Below are 15,079 nucleotides of genomic sequence, written 5' to 3'. Positions count from 1 at the left end.
TCGTTGGCCACTCGCCGGCCATCGCATGGGTGCAGTCGGGACGGGTGCGGTGCTATGGTCGCCGCGCCCGTTCCTTATGAGCATCGCCGCCCCATGAGCATCGACGACCTGCGCGCCCAGTACGAAGCCTATCCCTACCCGGCGCGCAATCCGGCCGACGAGGCCGGGCGGCTGGTCACCGGCTCGCCCAGCCATCTGGACGAGCTGGTCCAGCATGTCTTCGGCGGCCGGATCGACCATTCCAAACCGCTGCGGGTACTGGTAGCCGGCGGCGGCACGGGGGACGGCACCATCATGCTGGCGCAGCAGATGGCCGACGCCGGCAATCCCGGTCGCATCACCTACATCGACCTGTCCGACGCCAGCCGCGCCATCGCCGAGGCACGGGCCAAGGCGCGCGGCCTGACCAACATCGACTTCCGCCGCGGCTCGCTGCTGGAACTGGACGGGCTGGTGTCGGAGGCCGGGCCGTTCGACTACATCGACTGTTGCGGCGTGCTGCACCATCTGGACGATCCGTCGGCCGGTCTGCGCTCGCTGGCCGGCGCGCTGGCGCCCGGCGGCGGCATCGGCATCATGGTCTACGCCCCCTACGGCCGCACCGGCGTCTATCCGATGCAGGAGACCCTGCGCGGCATGACCGAGGGGCTGCCGCCGGCCGAGAAGGTGGCGCTGGCCCGTCGGCTGATCCAGGCCCTGCCGCCCACCAACTGGCTGCTGAACAACCCGCACATCAGCGACCACCGGCTGGCCGACGCCAACCTCTACGATCTGCTGCTGCACAGCTGCGACCGTCCCTACAGTGTGCCGCAACTGGCGGAGCTGGCGGACAGCGCCGGCCTCGCCATCGCGACGTTGATCGATCCGCTGCGCTACGAACCGTCGCTCTGGGTCAAGGACGCCCGCGTCCTGAAGCAGCTGGCCGGGCTCGGCATGCTGGAGCGCGCCGCCTGGACCGAGCGCATCACCGGCGCCTTCACCAAGCACATCGCCTATCTGCTGCGCCCCGCCGACCTGGAGGCCGCCCGCATCAGGCCGGACGGGCCCGAAATGGTCCCGGTCCTGCGCGACATCGACGGCAGGACCGTGGCCAAGGCCGTGCCGCCTGGCGGCAGTCTGGAGTTCGACCTGATGGGCAGCGTGGTGTCGCTTCCCCTGCCCCGGCTGGCCGGCCCGATCCTGTCGCGGGTCGACGGCAAGACCAGCCTGGGCGCCCTGCACGCCGCCATCGAGCCGACGACGAAGGCGACCTGGGACCAGTTCCTCACCCAGTTCCGCCAGCTGTTCGACGCGCTGGGCGGCCTGGGCAAGATGCATCTGCGGCGGGGATAGGGCGCAAAGCCCCATCCCCTGCCATCCCTTACCCCCGCAGGACCGGCACTGCGGAATAGAGCGCCTTGGTCAGGCGGTCGAAGACCTCGTGGATTTCCGCCTCGGAGATCACCAGCGGCGGGCACAGCGCGATGGAATCGCCCATGGCGCGGACGATCAGGCCGTTGTCCTGGACCAGACCGTTGAGCAGGGCACCGGCGCGGCCGGGCGGGTCGAAGGGCGTCCTGGTCGCCTTGTCGGCCACCAGTTCCAGCGCGCCGATCAGGCCGATGCCGCGGGCCTCGCCGACCAGCGGATGCTCGGCCAGCGCCTTCAGGCGGCCCTGGAAGGCCGGGGCGACCGAGCGGACATGGCCGACGATGTCGCGCTCCTCGTAGATCTTCAGCGTTTCCAGCGCCACCGCCGCCGCCACCGGATGGGCCGAGTAGGTGTAGCCATGGCCGAAGGTGCCGATCTTCCGGCTTTCCTCGACGCAGGCGCGGTAGATCGCGTCGGTCACCATGACGGCGGAGATCGGCAGATAGCCGGACGACAGCTGCTTGGCGCAGGTCAGGATGTCCGGCTGCATGCCCATGGTCTGGCTGCCCCAGAAATTGCCGGTGCGGCCGAAGCCGCAGATCACCTCGTCGGCGACCAGCAGGATGTCGTATTTCTTCAACACCGCCTGGATCTTGGCGAAGTAGGTCGCGGGCGGCACCACGACGCCGCCGGCGCCCATGACCGGTTCGGCGAACATGGCGGCGATGGTGTCCGGCCCCTCGGCCAGGATCAGCGCCTCCAGCTGCTCGGCCAGGCGGGTGGCGAAGGCCTCCTCGCTCTCGCCCTCAAGCCCATTGCGGTAATGGTGCGGGCAGTCGCCGTGGAGGATGCGGGCGATCGGCAGGTCGAAGTCGCGGTGGTTGTTGGGCAGCCCGGTCAGGCTGGCGGTCGCCACCGTCACGCCGTGATAGGCGCGCTGGCGCGACAGGATCTTCTTCTTCTCCGGCCGGCCGAGCGCGTTGTTGTAGTACCAGATCAGCTTGATCGCGGTGTCGTTGGCTTCCGAACCGGAATTGGCGAAGAAGACCTTCGACATCGGCACCGGCGCCAGCCCGATCAGCTTTTCGGCCAGATCGATGCCGGGCTCGTGCGACTTGTGGCCGAAGATGTGATAGGTGGACAGCTGCCGCATCTGCCTGGTCGCCGCCTGGACCAGCCGCTCCTCGCCCCAGCCGAGCGAGACGCACCACAGGCTGGCCATGCCCTCGATGTAATCCTTGCCGCCGTCGTCGAAGACGCGGATGCCTTCGCCGCGTTCGATGATCATCGGACCCTGCGTCTCGTGGACGTCCAGGTTGGTATAGGGATGGAGGACGAAGGCCTTGTCGCGGCTGGCGGCGGAGTTGCCGGCGGTGCTGCCCGGAGCGGTCATGGAAAGGGTCTTCCTGTTCGGTCTTGTCGGGTACGTTCCCCTCCGGGCGGCCGTGATGGCCCGCGGGGGGTGTTCGATTTGTTAAACAGTACCGCCGATCATACGCATAGTTCGGTCACTCGACAAACCCGCTTCACCGTCATCCGTGCCATGCAAGCAAGACGCTGGCGGGATGCCGGAGCCGATGGGACAGCTTGACCAGAACGACGGGAGGGGAGGAACCGCTTTGACCAAGCTCTATGGCATGCCCAGCACTGCCGCGATGGCCCCGCACATCCTGCTGCGCGAGATCGGCCGACCGTTCGAGCTGGTGCTGCTCGACCGCGAGAAGGGAGAGCACAAGAGTGCGGCCTATCTGGCACTGAACCCGCACGGCCGGGTGCCGACGCTGGTGGATGGCGATCTGGTGCTGTATGAGGCCGCCGCCATCTGCCTGCATCTGGCCGACAGCCATCCTGAGGCGAAGCTGGCCCCGGCGGTCGGCACGCCCGAGCGGGCGGCATTCTACAAGTGGCTGGTCTATCTGACCAACAGCGTCCAGGCCGAGATGCTGCTGTACTTTTACCCCGAGCGCTACGTCGAGGGCGCCGATGCACAGGCTGCGTTCAAGGCGGCGACCGAGGCCCGGTTGAACGGCCATTTCGACGGGCTGGACCGGGCGCTGACGGGGCGTACATGGCTGTTGGGCGACACGTACAGCGCGGTCGACCCGTACCTGTTCATGCTGTGCCGCTGGACCCGCTTCATGGGCCGCCCGGCACGTACGCTGGGCAACCTGGGGCCGTACCTCGCCCGCGTGCTGGAACGCCCGGCGGTGAAGGCGGCCTTCGAAGCGGAGGGGCTGGCGGCGCCGTACTACTGAGGAGAAATCCCTCTCCCGGGCGGGAGAGGGAGCTTCAAAGCATCGACCTTACCCCTTGCGAACCAGACCGCTCACCGGCTGGCCGTCGATGGTCAGCGAACCGCCCTCGGCCCCAACCGCCACGGTCTGGCCGTCCTTGATGCGGCCTTCGAGGATCAGGGTCGCCATCGGGTTCTGCAATTCGCGCTGGATCACCCGCTTCAGCGGACGGGCGCCGTACACCGGATCGTAGCCAGCCTCGGCCAGCCATTCGGTCGCGGCCTCGTCCACCGTCAGCGTGATCTCGCGGTCGGCGAGCATCTTCGTCAGGCGGCCGAGCTGGATCTTGACGATGCCGCCCATATGCCGGCGGTCGAGCCGGTGGAACAGCAGGATCTCGTCCAGGCGGTTCAGGAATTCCGGCCTGAAATGGGCACGGACCGCCTCCATCACCTCGTCACGGACGGCGGCGCTGTCCTCGCCCTCCGCCTGCTCGGCCAGCGCCTGCGAGCCGAGGTTGGAGGTCATGATGATGACGACGTTGCGGAAATCGACGGTGCGGCCCTGCCCGTCGGTCAGACGGCCGTCGTCCAGCACCTGGAGCAGCACGTTGAAGACGTCGGGGTGGGCCTTCTCCACCTCGTCGAACAGCACGACCTGATAGGGCCGGCGGCGCACCGCCTCGGTCAGCGCCCCACCCTCCTCATAACCGACATAGCCCGGAGGCGCGCCGATCATGCGGGCGACAGAGTGCTTTTCCATATATTCCGACATGTCGAGCCGGACCATCGCCGTCTCGTCGTCGAACAGGAATTCGGCCAGCGCCTTGGTCAACTCGGTCTTGCCGACACCGGTCGGACCGAGGAACAGGAAGGAGCCGATGGGACGGTTGGGGTCCTGCAACCCGGCCCGCGCCCGGCGCACGGCGTTGGACACGGCGACGATCGCCTCGTCCTGGCCGATCACCCGGCTGCGCAGCTTCTCCTCCATCGCCAGCAGCTTCTCGCGCTCGCCGGCCAGCATCTTGTCGACCGGCACGCCGGTCCAGCGGCTGACCACCGCGGCGATGTCACCGTCGCGCACCTCCTCGTTCAGCATGCGGCTGCTGGCATGCTCCTCGGCCTCCTTCAAGGCCCTCTCCAGGCCTGGAATCACGCCGTAGGCCAGTTCGCCGGCGCGACCCCAATTGCCGTCGCGCTGCGCCGTCTCCAGTTCGGTACGCGCCTTTTCCAGATCCTCCTTGATCTTCTGCGCGCCTTGCAGCTGGTCCTTCTCGGCCTGCCACTTGGCGGTCAGTTCGGCCGAGTCCTGCTCCAGATCGGACAGCTCGCGTTCCAGATTGACCAAGCGGTCGCGCGACGCGGCATCCTGCTCGCGCTTCAGCGCCTCGCGTTCGATCTTCAGCTGGATGATGCGGCGGTCGAGTTCGTCGATGGCCTCCGGCTTGCTGTCCACCGCCATGCGCAGGCGGCTCGCCGCCTCGTCGATCAGGTCGATGGCCTTGTCGGGCAGGAAACGGTCGGTGATGTAGCGGTTGGACAGGGTCGCCGCCGAGACGATGGCGCTGTCGGTGATGCGCACGCCATGGTGGACCTCGTAGCGCTCCTTCAGGCCGCGCAGGATGGAGATGGTGTCCTCCACCGTCGGCTCCGACACGAAGACCGGCTGGAAGCGCCGGGCCAGCGCCGCATCCTTCTCGATGTATTTGCGGAACTCGTCCAGCGTGGTGGCGCCGACGCAATGCAGCTCGCCGCGCGCCAGCGCCGGCTTCAGCATGTTGGAGGCGTCCATCGCGCCGTCCGACTTGCCGGCGCCGACCAGCGTGTGCAGCTCGTCGATGAAGACGACGATCTCACCTGCCGCCGCCTGGATTTCCGACAGCACGGCCTTCAGCCGCTCCTCGAACTCGCCGCGGTATTTGGCGCCGGCCACCAGCGCACCGAGGTCGAGCGACAGCAGCTGCTTGTTCTTCAGGCCTTCCGGCACGTCACCTTTGACGATGCGCTGGGCCAGCCCCTCGACGATGGCGGTCTTGCCGACGCCGGGCTCGCCGATCAGGACGGGATTGTTCTTGGTGCGCCGCGCCAGCACCTGGATGGTGCGGCGGATTTCCTCGTCGCGGCCGATCACCGGGTCGAGCTTGCCGTCGCGCGCCGCGGCGGTCAGGTCGCGGGCATACTTCTTCAGCGCGTCATAGCCCTGCTCGGCGCTGGCGCTGTCGGCGGTGCGGCCCTTGCGGATGTCGTTGATGGCGGTGTTCAGCGCCTGTGGCGTCAAGCCGGCGGACTTCAGGGCCTTGCCCGACGGGGTACCGTCGGCCATGGCCAGCGCCAGCAGGATGCGTTCGGCGGTGACGAAGCTGTCGCCGGCCTTCTCGGCGACCTTCTCCGCCTGTTCGAAGACACGGGAGAGTTCGGGCGTCAGGTAGAGCTGGCCGGCGCCGCTGCCCTCGACCTTCGGCAGCTTGTCCAGTTCGGCATCGACCGCCGACAGGGCCGCCTTGGGGTCACCGCCCGCCGCACGGATCAGGTTGGCGGCAAGGCCCTCCTTGTCGTCCAGCAGGGTTTTCAGCAGATGTTCCGGGGTCAGGCGCTGGTGCCCACGGCGCACGGCCAGGGTCTGGGCGGCCTGGATGAACCCGCGGCTGCGCTCGGTATATTGCTCGAAATCCATGATGCTCCCCTTCTCCTGTCGACCGTCCGCGAGGCAGCCCGGTCAACGTGATCCACGCAACTGTGCGATCCGCAAGGATGCTGCCGAAGATGTAGGCAAGGCGGCAGGCCATGCAAGACCATCGGCACAGAAAGGTTATCGGTGGAGGAACGCGGCCACAGCCCTCTCGACCAGAGCGCCTAGGACCGGGAAAAAGGGGTAGAGCATGACCCGCCGATTGCCCCGCTACACCATCCCCACCGCCCGCGGCTAGACTGCGCCCACCCCGCCCTCAGACGGTTCCCCGTTCCGGATTTCATCATGACCGATCTGGCCGCCTCCGGTTCCCGCACCAGCACGAAGCCAGCCCCCGCCGACCAGCCGACGCCTCGGACCATGACTGGCCGCCTCCTGCGTCTCGCCTGGAGCCTGCGCGGGGCCTGGCACCGGATCGCCCGGCCGCTGACCATGGGGGTGCGGGCAATCATCGTCGACGAGTCGGACCCGACATCCCCCAGCGTCCTGCTGATCCGCCACAGCTATGTCGACGGCTGGCACCTGCCGGGCGGCGGCGTCGACCGAGGAGAGACTCTGGTCGATGCCATGCGGCGGGAGGTGCGGGAGGAGGTCGGGCTGATCGCCGACCGTCCCGCTCAGCCTTTCGGCATCTATGCCCGGTTCCGCAACGGGGCGAGCGACCATGTGGCGGTCTATGTCGTGCGCGGCTGGAGCGGCGTCCCGAAGGCCGACGGGGTGGAGATCGTGGAGACCCGCTTCTTCCCGCTCGACCGGCTGCCGGCCGGGCTGTCGCCCGCCACCAGGCGGCGGCTGGAGGAATTTCTGGGGCACCGGCCCGTCGCCGAACGCTGGTAGCGGCACCAGATTAGGGGGTGGAGCGGGCGGTTCGGACGATCCGCCCTGCCATGCCCCAGCCGCAGCGTGAGAAACAGGCACCGCATCGGTTGACAGGGACGCTCCCGCCCTTTCATTGTGCAGTGCAATGAACGCCACACTGACCGCCATCCGCCGCTATCCCGTCAAGGGCATGAGCGGCCAGGACCTTCCCGCCGCCGACCTGACCGCCGGTCAGGCGATCCCGCTCGACCGCCGGTACGGGCTGCTGCACGGCCCGGCCGCGCTGGACACCGAAACGCAGGGATGGCGGCTGCCGTCCGACTTCTTCACGCTGGACCGCACGGAAAAGCTGGCGGCCCTGCAGACCGAGTTCGACGAGGCGACGCAGGCGCTGATCATCCGCCGCGGCGGCCGGCAGGTATCGCGCGGACGGCTGGACCAGCCGATGGGCCGCACACTGCTGGAACAGTTCTTCGCCGCCTATCTGGCCGGGATCGTCCCCGGCATGCCCCGCCTGATCGAGGCACAGCACGGCGCCTTCGGCGACAGCGAGGAACCGTCGGTCACGCTGCTGAACCTCGCCAGCCTGCGCGACCTGGAAGAGCGGATCGCCAAGCAGCCGGTCGATCCCCGCCGCCTGCGCGCCAACCTGCTGGTGGACGGCATCGATCCCTGGACCGAGCGCGGCTGGATCGGCCGGACCCTGACCATCGGTGCCGCGACGCTGGAGGTGGTGGAGACGCTGGACTGCACGCCCGGCAACGATGTGAACCCGGACACCGGCGTCGCCGACCTCAGCCTGCCCAACATCATGGAGCGCGGCTATGGCCACAGCCAGATCCTGCTGCGCGCCCGGGTGACCGGTGGCGGCCGGATCGCGGTGGGCGACCCGGTCACGCCGGCCGAATAAGCGTCACGTCCGGTAAGCGTCGCGTCTCAGGCGTTGACGGCCGCCCGTTCCTCGCCGTCGGTCTCGTCCTCGGCGCCCAAATCGTCCTCGTCGCCATGCGAGGAGATCTGCGGCTGATGGCCATGGCCGTTGCCGGGCTGGCCGCCACGCTGGCGGTTTTCCGATTCCTGGATCTGGTTGATGATGCGGAGGTAATGCTCCGCATGCTGCAGGTAGTTTTCCGCCTGCACGCGGTCGCCGGACGACATCGCATCGCGGGCCAGCGCCTGGTATTTTTCCTGCACCTGCCACGCATTGCCGCGGATGCGGACGTCGGGGCCGTTGCTGTCGAAGGTCTGATGACGCAGCGGAACGTTCTGGCGCCGGCCGGCACCGCCGCCCCCGCCACCACCGCCGCCGCTGCCCCCGCCGCCGCTGTTGCCACGACCACGCGAACGCCTGGAGTTCGGTCCCTGTCTCATTCGGCTCTTAAGGCCCCATGCAAGAGAAGCGCAGTCCCCGGAACGCTCCGGCGGCCATCCGGCCTTGCGGCCCGGCCACCGGGCCCGCCATGGACGATTTCCATGGGTCGCTCACGGGGTTCAAACGACGCGTCCGCATCGCGTGCGGCAGGCCATGGCGGTCAGCGCTCGGCAGAAAACCATCCGAGATTCTTGCTCCGCAGGCCATAAGTTCGCGGTCGTGTACCGCACACTACCCGTCAAAGCCCGCCGATCCAACCGTTTTTTTGGATAAGTGACCGTCTTACGGTCCCTTCCGTGCCCTGACGCAGCGCTTTACCCCACCGAGGTCACACAGGATCGCGGTGTCTCCCAACCCTTGGGCCTCGACCAGTGCCGCCACGTCCTCCGCTTGGCCCTGTCCGACCTCGAAGGCGGCCAGCCCGCCCGGGACCAGCAGCCGCGGCAGTTCGGCGGCGAGGATGCGGTAGGGCGCCAGCCCGTCCGGCCCGCCGTCCAGCGCCCGGAGCGGGTCATGCTCCCGCACCTCCGGTTCCAGCGTGGCGATCTCGGCGCTGGGGATATAGGGCGGGTTGGAAACCACGATGTCGAAACGATCCTCGATCCCTTTGGCCCAATCGCCGACTTGGAAACGGGCGCGGTCCGCCAGCCCGTTGCGTTCGGCGTTCCCGGCCGCCCCCTCCACCGCCAGCGGGCTGAGATCCACTCCGACACCGGTGGCATTCGGCAGCTCCGACAGTAGCGCCAGCAGGATACAGCCCGTTCCGGTTCCGAAATCGATCAGGCGCAGTCGAGCCTTACGGTCAGGAACGGCCGCCAGCACCGCCTCCACGACTGTCTCGGTATCCGGCCGTGGCTCCAATGTGTCGGCGTTGAGGGCGAGGTCGATGGTCCAGAACTCCCGATGCCCCAGGATGCGCCCCACCGGCTCCCGCGCCACGCGACGCTCGACCAGCGTCAGGGCACGGGCGGCATCGGCGTCCGGGATGGTCTGTTCCGCCTTCGTAATGAAGTCGGTGCGGGTGAGGGTCAGCGCATGTTCCAGCAGATAGCGGACGTCGAGTTCCGGCGTATCGACACCGGCCTCGCGCAGGCGCGCCTCGGCCTGGGCCCGCAGGGTGTGGAGGTTCATGGATGCGACCATTCTACACCTGAAACCTCACCCCAGCTCCGCCAGCCGGGCAGCCTCGTCCTCGGACACCAATGCATCGACCAGTTCGTCCAGCGCCTCGCCGGCCATCACCTTTTCAATCTTATAGAGCGTCAGATTGATGCGGTGGTCGGTCACCCGCCCCTGGGGGAAGTTGTAGGTGCGGATGCGCTCCGAGCGGTCGCCGCTGCCGACCTGATTCTTGCGGTCGGCAGCACGGGCGGCGTCTTTCTCCGCCCGCTCTCGGTCGTACAGGCGGGCGCGCAGCACCTTCAGCGCCTTGGCCTTGTTCTTGTGCTGCGACTTCTCGTCCTGCTGGCTCACCACCAGCCCGGTTGGCAGGTGGGTGATGCGCACCGCGCTGTCGGTGGTGTTGACGGACTGGCCACCGGGACCGGAGGAGCGGAAGACGTCGATCCGCAGATCCTTCTCGTCGATGTGGATGTCCACCTCCTCCGCCTCGGGCAGCACGGCGACGGTGGCGGCGGAGGTGTGGATGCGCCCCTGCGCCTCGGTCGCCGGCACGCGCTGGACACGGTGGACGCCGGACTCGAACTTCAGCCGGGCGAACACGCCGCGGCCGGTGATGTTGGCAGTGGCTTCCTTGTAGCCGCCGATGCCGGTCTCGCTGACGTCCATCGCCTCGAACCGCCAGCCATGCAGGCCGGCATAACGGCGATACATCTCGAACAGCTCGGCAGCGAACAGGGCCGCCTCGTCGCCGCCCGTGCCGGCGCGCACCTCCAGGATGGCGTTCTTCTCGTCCGCCTCGTCCTTGGGCAGAAGCGAGATCTGCACCTTGCGTTCCAGTTCCGGGATGCGCTTTGTCAGGAGATGGAATTCCTCCTCCGCCATCGACCTCATTTCAGGGTCGGCGGCGGGATCCGCAATCATCTCAGCGAGATCCGCGGCCTCGGCGCGCCCCTTCTTCAGCTCCGCGATGGCCTCGGCGATCGGAGTGAGGTCGGCATATTCCTTGGACAGCCGGGCAAAGTCGCCGGACTCGGTCAGGCCGGCCGCAAGCGTGTCACGCAGCTCGTCGTACCGGGCCATCACCTTATCGAACTTCTCGTCCAGGCTCACGTCGCTCGTCCTTATCCCGTTCGTTCTCTTCCAACGCCGCGCCAGTCAGCCTGTCCAGCCCGAAGAGCCGGTACATCAGCCGTTCGGCCGCGGCCCGTTCCGCCAGCCCTTCGCCGCTGCCGTCGGCGGCCAATGCCCGCAGCGCCTCCGACGGGGCGTGCAGCAGCCGGTTGACCAGCAGCCGAGTCGCCGACGCCGCGTCCAGATCGGCGTTCCCGGTCAGCAGGCGGCGCCGCTCCGCCTCGAAATGGCTGCGCAGAGCCGCCACGGCGGGCACCGCGGCGCGTTCCGCACGGTCGCGGGCGAAGGCGGCCACCGCCTCGTCCACGATCATCCAGGCCGCCTGGGTCGCCGCCTCGCGCCCGACGCGGCCCTGCAACGCCACCCGCTCCAGATCGGCGAGATCATAGACGAAGGCGCCGTCCATGCCGGCCACCGCCGGATCGACATCCGCCGGAATGGCGGCATCGACCACGAAGACCGGCCGGCGGCGGCGGCGCTTCAGCACCGCCTCCATCATCGGGGCGGTCAGGATATAGCGCCCAAGACCGGCCGCGGTCACCAGGATATCGGCGCCGGTCATCGCCGCCTCCAGATCGGCCCAGGGGGCGAAATGCCCGTCGAGCCGCCGCGCCGCCGCTTCCGCACGCCGGTCCGCCGGCGCCGCGATGGTCAGCCGCGGCAGGCCGGCCTCGCGCAGCCCCTCCAGCACCAGGGCGCCCATGTCGCCTAAACCCACCAGCAGGGCACCGCAACGCCTGATGTCGCCATGCAGGTCACGCGCCACCTGGATGGCCGCGGCGGCCAGCGAGGTGGCGCCCTCCGCAATCGGCGTCTCGCTGCGCACCCGCTTGGCGGCGGCATAGGCGGCCTGCAATACCGCCTCCAACTCCGGACCGGTCAGCCCGGCGCCGGAGGCACTGCGGTGGGCGGCCTTCAGCTGACCCAGGATATGCGGTTCGCCGACGATCTGGCTGTCGAGCGAGCAGGCCACCGCGAACAGGTGGCGCACCGAGTCGATGCCGGTGCGGGTGTAGAGCTGCGGCGCCAGATCGGCGGTGGACAGTCCGGCGCGGTCGGCCATCACCTCGGCAATCGCCAGGGCCGCCTCACTCGGGCGTTCATGGACCGCCTGCACCTCCACCCGGTCGCAGGTGCTGAGCCACAGCGCCTGTCCCACCCCTGCGGCGCGCAGCCGGCCCAGCATGCCCGCCACTTCCGCTTCGTCGGTGGACAGGCGGTCGTGGACGACGCCGGAACAGGTCCGGTGGCTGGCGCCGATGACGAGGTACGAGGTGGTGGTCACGCCTAGGGTCGCTGTCCCTGCCCGAATTCCGGGCAGCTTACTCCGCGGCAGGGGCCACGTCTCGTGTGGTTTCCGCCTGCGCTTCGGCCGCGGCCTTCGCCGCCTCGATCTCGGCGGCCTTCTCCTCGACCAGCCCGACCAGATGCTGGACGATATCCTGGTCCTTCAGCCGGTGGTCGGTGACGCCGGACAGATAGACCTGGTGGGTGTTGTTGCCGCCGCCGGTCAGGCCGATGTCGGTTTCCCGTGCCTCGCCCGGGCCGTTCACGACGCAGCCGATCACCGAAAGGGTCAGCGGCGTGGTGATGTGGGCCAGCTTCTGTTCCAGTAATTCCACCGTCTTGATGACGTTGAAATTCTGCCGGGCGCAGCTGGGGCAGGAGATGACGGTGACACCGCGTCGGCGCAGGCCCAGCGACTTCAGAATGTCGTAGCCGACCAGAACCTCTTCCGCTGGATCGGCCGACAGCGAGACGCGCAGCGTGTCACCGATGCCCGACCACAGCAGCATGCCGAGCCCGATCGACGACTTCACCGTCCCGGCGCGCAGGCCGCCCGCCTCGGTAATGCCGATGTGCAGCGGGTAGTCGCAGGCCTCGGCCAAGCCCTGGTAGGCGGCGACGGCCAGGAAGGCATCCGACGCCTTCACCGAGATCTTGAACTCGCGGAAATCGTTGTCTTCGAGGATCTTCGCGTGATTCAGCGCGCTTTCGACCATCGCCTCCGGACAAGGCTCGCCGTATTTCTCCAGCAGATCCTGCTCCAGCGAGCCGGCATTCACGCCGATACGCATCGAACAGCCATAATCCTTGGCCGCCTTCACCACCTCGCGCACCCGCTCGGCCGAGCCGATGTTGCCGGGATTGATGCGCAGGCAGGCCGCACCGCTCTCCGCCGCCTCGATGGCGCGCTTGTAGTGGAAATGGATGTCGGCGACGATCGGTACCTTCACCTGCCGCACGATGTCCTTCAGCGCCAGAGCCGAGTCGCGGTCGGGGCAGGAGACGCGGACGATGTCCGCCCCCACCCGCTCCGCTGCCTGGATCTGCTCCACCGTCGCTTTCACGTCGGTGGTCGGCGTGTTGGTCATGGTCTGGACCGAGATCGGCGCATCGCCGCCGACAAGTACGTTGCCGACGCGAATCTGGCGCGATTTGCGGCGAAGGATCTGGCGGTAGGCGCGCACGGTCATCTCAGGTCAGCCTCTGGACAGCGAAACGGTACCGGGTGCCGCATCCTAGCGCAGCCGGCGTCAGGCCAGAAGTGCGCTCCGGCGCCCGGGATTCAAGGGAGAGGGGTGGTGGGGCGCCATCGACGCATAGCTGGCGCATGGGGCGCCCCATCATCCGGTTTCAGCGCCGCACCACCCCATGGCCGTCGATGGCAACGTCGCGCAGCACCTGCCCGACGGAACCCAGCGGCGGGCTTTCGCCACCGTCGGCCATCACCACCAGACCGCCGGCGTTGCCGGTGCGGATCTTGACAGTCGGCTTGTCGGGAACGCGGAAGGTGTCGCCCGGCTTCAACACGCGGGTGAAGACGATCTCGCTGCCATCGCGCACCTGCAGCCAGCTTTCCTGCGTCGCCTTCAGGATCAGCTTCGCATTGGTGTTCAGCGTGCCATAGACCTTGCCGTTGGCCGGCACCGACGCAGTCGGCGCGGCAGGACTGGCGGGAGCGGCGGCTGCGGCGTTCAGCGGAGTCGGATCCTGCGGCGACGCCTCGTCGTCATCCTCGGCCGGCGGCGCCGGGACATTGACGATGCCCTGCCCGCCTGTCTGGTTGGCGGAGGGCGCGTTGGCGGAAGGCAGCGGCGACTGGGCCGGCGGGGGCACAGCGGGAGCGGTCGCGGTGACCTGCGGCCTGGCGGCACTGCCCGGTGGAGTTGCCGGCGCGGGTGTGGTGGTCTGCGGCGGCTTGGCCGCGGCGGAGGGCGTTGCAACGGGCGGCGAGGCGGTAGCCGGAGCCGGAGCTGCGGAACCGGCCTGAGTCGGGCTGACCGGAACCGGGTTCGCCGAAGTCGGGTTGGAAGGCTGTGCGGGCGTGGCGATCACCGGAGCCGGCACTGCCGGTTCAGCCGCAGGCTGGCTGGACGCGGCGGACTGGTCCGCAACCTGCTCCGCCGGTTTGGCCGGCACACCGTCCAGCAAGGAGACCAGCCGATCCGGCAGGGTCGGGACGAGGTCCGCCACCGAACGGTCGGTCGCCGACAGATAGTACCAGCCACCATAGACGATGCCGGCCAGCACCAGCGTGCCGAGCAGCAGCGTCCCGCCCGATGCGCGCCCTTCGGCCGCCGGTGTCGGCAGATACAGTTCCTGGCGGCGGACGCTGCCGGCCGCCTCCTCCTTGTATCGGGTGACGACCGTGTCAGGGTCCAGCCCCAGGCATTCGGCATAGGAACGCAGGAAGCCGATGGCATAGGTGCTGCCCGGCAGTTCCTGATAGCGCCCCTCCTCAATTGCCAGAAGGTAAGGATAGCGGATGCGCAGCATCGTCGCGACGTCGCGCAGGTCATAGCCATGCGCCATCCGCGTCGCGCGCAGAGTCTCGGAGACGGAGGGACCGGGCGGGGCCGGATCGAAATCGTCGAAAACCTTGCGCTTGGCCATGGGCTCGCCATCTGCTCGCAGCTTGCGCGCACACCGGAAAAGCATGCGCGGCGGGGGCATCCGCGTGGATGCAACTTGCGAAATGGGTACGACATGCCGCCCCTGGGGCGCAACCGCAATGACCACGGGTCAGGGAACGCGGGTCGTGACAAGTGGGTGCGGGCGCACTTAACTTCGAACAGCAAAAAGCCCGCGCTCCTTGTGGAGGCGGGCTTTTTGTTGACTTGGTTGCGGGGGCAGGATTTGAACCTGCGGCCTTCAGGTTATGAGCCTGACGAGCTACCGGGCTGCTCCACCCCGCGGATGTATCAGTGTCGGGTACTGGACGGTGCAGATGCAAGCTTATGCTTTGTTTTGAGCGTCTCTTGAGACTGAGTGACCTGGCGGCGACCTACTCTCCCACGTCTTAAGACGCAGTACCATTGGCGCGGAGGCTTTTCACGGCCGAGTTCGGGATGGGATCGGG

The 15,079-nt window shown here is 68.3% G+C and carries 12 protein-coding genes, 1 tRNA gene and 1 rRNA gene; 4 read left to right on the top strand and 10 right to left on the bottom strand.

Going from position 1 to position 15,079, the window contains the following annotated elements; translation table 11 throughout:
* Positions 1-93 precede the first annotated feature (93 nt).
* Entirely contained in the window at positions 94-1,332 is a 1,239-nt protein-coding gene (locus tag J2848_RS18345; RefSeq protein WP_149235575.1) for a class I SAM-dependent methyltransferase, read from the top strand.
* 28 nt (positions 1,333-1,360) lie between these two features.
* Here J2848_RS18345 and J2848_RS18340 read toward each other — a convergent pair whose 3' ends face one another.
* Positions 1,361-2,743 carry an aspartate aminotransferase family protein gene (locus J2848_RS18340; protein ID WP_149235576.1) on the bottom strand — a complete coding sequence of 461 codons (1,383 nt, stop codon included), beginning with the start codon at positions 2,741-2,743 and terminating at the stop codon, positions 1,361-1,363.
* 184 nt (positions 2,744-2,927) lie between these two features.
* Here J2848_RS18340 and J2848_RS18335 point away from each other — a divergent pair, with 184 nt between their 5' ends.
* The gene (locus tag J2848_RS18335; protein ID WP_246194525.1) at positions 2,928-3,605 is read left to right on the top strand and encodes a glutathione S-transferase family protein; all 678 of its coding nucleotides are present in this window, start codon (positions 2,928-2,930) and stop codon (positions 3,603-3,605) included.
* Positions 3,606-3,653: 48 nt separating this feature from the next.
* On the opposite strand, the gene clpB is transcribed toward J2848_RS18335, so the two are convergent.
* The gene (gene clpB, locus J2848_RS18330) at positions 3,654-6,257 is read right to left on the bottom strand and encodes an ATP-dependent chaperone ClpB (protein ID WP_149235577.1); all 2,604 of its coding nucleotides are present in this window, start codon (positions 6,255-6,257) and stop codon (positions 3,654-3,656) included.
* A 300-nt stretch (positions 6,258-6,557) separates the two neighbouring features.
* Here clpB and J2848_RS18325 point away from each other — a divergent pair, with 300 nt between their 5' ends.
* Together J2848_RS18325 and J2848_RS18320 are read left to right on the top strand one after the other, a co-directional pair.
* The gene (locus tag J2848_RS18325) at positions 6,558-7,109 is read left to right on the top strand and encodes an NUDIX domain-containing protein (RefSeq protein ID WP_149235578.1); all 552 of its coding nucleotides are present in this window, start codon (positions 6,558-6,560) and stop codon (positions 7,107-7,109) included.
* Positions 7,110-7,236: 127 nt separating this feature from the next.
* Positions 7,237-8,001, top strand: coding sequence for an MOSC domain-containing protein (locus J2848_RS18320; protein WP_149235579.1), 765 nt, complete (start codon positions 7,237-7,239; stop codon positions 7,999-8,001).
* Between the two features lie 26 nt (positions 8,002-8,027).
* Here J2848_RS18320 and J2848_RS18315 read toward each other — a convergent pair whose 3' ends face one another.
* From J2848_RS18315 to rrf, 8 genes are all read right to left on the bottom strand, one after another.
* Positions 8,028-8,462 (bottom strand): DUF4167 domain-containing protein, encoded by a 435-nt coding sequence (locus J2848_RS18315; RefSeq protein ID WP_149235580.1) that lies wholly within the window; start codon positions 8,460-8,462, stop codon positions 8,028-8,030.
* A gap of 283 nt (positions 8,463-8,745) precedes the next feature.
* A complete protein-coding gene (gene prmC, locus J2848_RS18310; protein WP_149235581.1) occupies positions 8,746-9,594 on the bottom strand; it encodes a peptide chain release factor N(5)-glutamine methyltransferase in 849 nt (282 codons plus the stop codon).
* Between the two features lie 27 nt (positions 9,595-9,621).
* Complete coding sequence (gene prfA / locus J2848_RS18305; protein WP_149235582.1) at positions 9,622-10,695, bottom strand: peptide chain release factor 1; 1,074 nt, start codon at positions 10,693-10,695, stop codon at positions 9,622-9,624.
* Complete coding sequence (hemA, locus tag J2848_RS18300; protein ID WP_149235583.1) at positions 10,670-12,001, bottom strand: glutamyl-tRNA reductase; 1,332 nt, start codon at positions 11,999-12,001, stop codon at positions 10,670-10,672. Before hemA ends, prfA begins: the two co-directional genes overlap by 26 nt.
* A 37-nt stretch (positions 12,002-12,038) precedes the next feature.
* Positions 12,039-13,193, bottom strand: coding sequence for a flavodoxin-dependent (E)-4-hydroxy-3-methylbut-2-enyl-diphosphate synthase (ispG, locus tag J2848_RS18295; protein WP_149235584.1), 1,155 nt, complete (start codon positions 13,191-13,193; stop codon positions 12,039-12,041).
* A 160-nt stretch (positions 13,194-13,353) separates the two neighbouring features.
* Complete coding sequence (locus J2848_RS18290) at positions 13,354-14,613, bottom strand: helix-turn-helix domain-containing protein (protein ID WP_149235585.1); 1,260 nt, start codon at positions 14,611-14,613, stop codon at positions 13,354-13,356.
* 225 nt (positions 14,614-14,838) lie between these two features.
* Positions 14,839-14,915 (bottom strand) — tRNA-Met (locus J2848_RS18285).
* A gap of 76 nt (positions 14,916-14,991) precedes the next feature.
* Positions 14,992-15,079: ribosomal RNA gene (gene rrf / locus J2848_RS18280) — 5S ribosomal RNA — on the bottom strand; the annotation flags it as partial.

Source organism: Azospirillum lipoferum, from assembly GCF_024170005.1.
GTDB lineage: Bacteria > Pseudomonadota > Alphaproteobacteria > Azospirillales > Azospirillaceae > Azospirillum > Azospirillum lipoferum.
This window is presented reverse-complemented; position numbering and strand designations above follow the sequence as displayed.

Bases quoted from the DNA above. Each gene is read 5' to 3' on its own strand.
- J2848_RS18345 (WP_149235575.1), top strand. From the start codon at position 94: ATGAGCATCGACGACCTGCGCGCCCAGTACGAAGCCTATCCCTACCCG.
- J2848_RS18340 (WP_149235576.1), bottom strand. From the start codon at position 2,743: ATGACCGCTCCGGGCAGCACCGCCGGCAACTCCGCCGCCAGCCGCGAC.
- J2848_RS18335 (WP_246194525.1), top strand. From the start codon at position 2,928: ATGGGACAGCTTGACCAGAACGACGGGAGGGGAGGAACCGCTTTGACC.
- clpB (WP_149235577.1), bottom strand. From the start codon at position 6,257: ATGGATTTCGAGCAATATACCGAGCGCAGCCGCGGGTTCATCCAGGCC.
- J2848_RS18325 (WP_149235578.1), top strand. From the start codon at position 6,558: ATGACCGATCTGGCCGCCTCCGGTTCCCGCACCAGCACGAAGCCAGCC.
- J2848_RS18320 (WP_149235579.1), top strand. From the start codon at position 7,237: ATGAACGCCACACTGACCGCCATCCGCCGCTATCCCGTCAAGGGCATG.
- J2848_RS18315 (WP_149235580.1), bottom strand. From the start codon at position 8,462: ATGAGACAGGGACCGAACTCCAGGCGTTCGCGTGGTCGTGGCAACAGC.
- prmC (WP_149235581.1), bottom strand. From the start codon at position 9,594: ATGAACCTCCACACCCTGCGGGCCCAGGCCGAGGCGCGCCTGCGCGAG.
- ispG (WP_149235584.1), bottom strand. From the start codon at position 13,193: ATGACCGTGCGCGCCTACCGCCAGATCCTTCGCCGCAAATCGCGCCAG.
- J2848_RS18290 (WP_149235585.1), bottom strand. From the start codon at position 14,613: ATGGCCAAGCGCAAGGTTTTCGACGATTTCGATCCGGCCCCGCCCGGT.